Origin of the sequence: Streptomyces sp. RP5T (assembly GCF_003933965.1) — a bacterium.
GTDB lineage: Bacteria > Actinomycetota > Actinomycetes > Streptomycetales > Streptomycetaceae > Streptomyces.
Genome location: NZ_RSAJ01000878.1, coordinates 1 through 2,536 on the forward strand (window position 1 = coordinate 1; position 2,536 = coordinate 2,536).

Annotated in this window: 2 protein-coding genes, 2 pseudogenes and 1 riboswitch; all 4 genes and pseudogenes read left to right on the forward strand. The window is 75.2% G+C overall.

The window, feature by feature from the left end; translation table 11 throughout:
- Positions 1 to 281: pseudogene (locus EHS43_RS42355) on the forward strand (MBL fold metallo-hydrolase); the annotation flags it as partial.
- Positions 282 to 335: 54 nt separating this feature from the next.
- Positions 336 to 464: riboswitch (cobalamin riboswitch) on the forward strand.
- A gap of 119 nt (positions 465 to 583) precedes the next feature.
- Positions 584 to 1,777 carry a prenyltransferase/squalene oxidase repeat-containing protein gene (locus tag EHS43_RS42360; protein WP_125195788.1) on the forward strand — a complete coding sequence of 398 codons (1,194 nt, stop codon included), beginning with the start codon at positions 584 to 586 and terminating at the stop codon, positions 1,775 to 1,777.
- A complete protein-coding gene (locus EHS43_RS42365; RefSeq protein ID WP_125195789.1) occupies positions 1,774 to 2,424 on the forward strand; it encodes an SCO2322 family protein in 651 nt (216 codons plus the stop codon). The genes EHS43_RS42360 and EHS43_RS42365 overlap by 4 nt, the downstream gene beginning before the upstream one ends.
- Positions 2,414 to 2,536: pseudogene (locus tag EHS43_RS48545) on the forward strand (energy-coupling factor transporter transmembrane protein EcfT); the annotation flags it as partial. The gene EHS43_RS42365 and the pseudogene EHS43_RS48545, both read left to right, overlap by 11 nt.

Below are 2,536 nucleotides of genomic sequence, written 5' to 3' on the forward strand. Positions count from 1 at the left end.
CCGCCCACCAGCACGTCTTCACCGACGCAGGCGCCCGGGTACGGGATCTGCTCGCCCACCACGAGGAACGCCTCACCGACCTGCGCCGCCTCCTCGCCGAACCCCTCACCCCCTGGCAGCTCGCCGAGCGCATGGAGTGGAACCGGCCCTGGGAGCAGATCCCCTACGGATCACGGAACATCGCCGTCTCGGAGGCCGAGGCGCATCTGCGGCGACTGGTGAAGGCGGGACGGGCGGAGGCGGTGACGGGGAGCGACCCGGTGACGTACGTGGCCGTCTGACCTGGGCCACGGGGCCGCCGTCACCTCACGGGCGGCCCGCGTCCCCTTTCCTACGGCCGAGTACAGTGGCCAGGTCGTCATCACACCCGTACGGGGGAAAGCCGGTGCAATTCCGGCGCTGACCCGCAACCGTGAACCGTCCTTGCGACGGTGAGCCGGACTGCCCCGTACGGTTCGTGACCGGCTCGCGCGCACCGGCAACCGGCCGGTGCGCGGCACCGTCGAGGTATACGGAGCCGAGCCGCCCGGGGGTTCCTCCCGTGCTGCCCGGCTCCCCGCAGGGAGAAGGGCATCCGCCGATCATGAACGTCCGCCGCAGCGCAGCCGTCCTGGCCGCCACCGTCGTGATCGGCACGGCCACGCCCGCCGTCGCCGCCTCGCCGTCCCCGTCGCCGTCCCTGCCCTCGGGGCTGTACGGCAGCGGCGACCCCACCTACGACGGGGTCTGGCGGCAGTCGTTCGCCCTGATCGCCCTGCACCGGGTGGACGTGGAGCCCGCCGCCGCGGCCGTCGACTGGCTGGCCGGACAGCAGTGCGCGAACGGGGCGTTCCCGGCGTACCGCGCGGACCCGGCCAAGGCCTGCGACGCCAAGCTGATGGTCGACACCAACAGCACGGCCGCGGCCGCCCAGGCCCTGTCCGCGGCCGGCGGGCACGGCGGCGCGGTCACCAAGGCGGTGAACTGGCTGAAGTCCGTCCAGAACAAGGACGGCGGCTGGGGCTTCGCCCCCGGCGGGGCCAGCGACGCCAACTCGACGTCGGTGGTCATCGGCGCGCTCGCCGCGCAGGACATCCCCGTCCCGCAGGTCCGCTCCGGCGGGAAGTCGCCCTACGACGCCCTGCTGAAGCTGTCCCTGCCGTGTGCCGACGGGGGCGCCTTCGCCTACCAGCCGGACAAGAAGGGCAAGTTGACGGCCAACGCGGACGCGACGGCTGCGGCCGTGGTCGCCGCGCGCGGCACGGGTCCGCTGACGGCGAAGGCCGGCGCCCCGGCCAAGAGCACCTGCGCCGACACACCGGACCTGACCCCGGCGAGGGCCGCGGCCAACGGAGCCTCCTTCCTCGCCGGGGCGGTGGCGAAGGACGGCTACCTGAAGTCCGCCCTCCCGGGTGCCGAGAACCAGCCCGACTACGGCAACACGGCCGACGCGGTCGTCGCACTCGCTGTGCAGAGCGGCCCCGAGGCCGCGCGGGGGCCCCTGACGTGGCTGGAGCGGAACTCCGCCAAGTGGGCCCGGCAGAGCGGCCCGGCGGCCTACGCCCAGCTGATCCTCGCCGCCGAGGCGGCCGGCACCGACCCGGGCGACTTCGGCGGCACGGACCTGGTGAAGCAGCTGACCGCAATGGGACCGGCACCGGCACCGGCACCGGCACCGGCCACCGAGTCCCAGGACGACTCCGGCACCTCCGTGTGGTGGGTGGTCGGCGCGGGCCTCGCCGCCGGCGCTGGCATCGGCTTCCTGCTGAGCGGCCGCAACAAGAGGAAGCGGCCGTGACCCGCCGGGCGGTCGTCCTCTCCCTGCTGACGGGCCTGTTCCTCGCCGCCACGAGCCCGGCGCAGGCCACCGGCTACCGCTACTGGTCCTTCTGGGACCGCACGGGCACGGCCTGGACCTACGCCACGCAGGGCCCCTCGACCGCGGTCCCCGCCGACGGCGACGTCCAGGGCTTCCGCTTCGCGGTGAGCGAGGACTCGGCGGACGCCACCACGCCCCGCGGGCCCGCGTCGTTCGGCACTATCTGCGCGCACACGCCCGCCCAGGACGGCAGGAAGCGCGTGGCGCTGGTCCTCGACTTCGGTACGGCCGCGGACGCCCCCGCGGGCGAGCGGCCCCCGGCCCGGCGCACCGAGTGCGCGGTGATCTCCCCCGACGCGACGACGGCCGAGGCCCTGGCGGCCGGCGCGAAACCGCTCCGCTACGACACGAACGCCCTGCTGTGCGCCATCGCCGGATACCCGCGGACGGGGTGCGGGGAGCAGGTGACGGGCAAGGAGCAGCAGGCCCGGCCGGACGGTGACGCGGCCGCAGCGCGCGGGTCGGACGGCGGCCCGTCCGTCGGCCTGCTCGCGGGTCTGGCGGCGATCGGTGCCCTGGGCGCGGCGGCGGTGTGGCGGACGAGGCGGCGCAGGAATGCCCCGTAGCCAGGCCGTCCCGTCCGCTCCTCTGCACCCCGGCGCCTGGTGGCTCTGGTCGCTCTCCCTCGGGATCGCGGCCACCCGCACCACCAACCCCCTCCTGCTCGCCCTCCTCGTC

Coding starts and splice junctions, on each gene's coding strand:
- EHS43_RS42360 (WP_125195788.1), top strand. CDS start 584: ATGAACGTCCGCCGCAGCGCAGCCGTCCTGGCCGCCACCGTCGTGATC.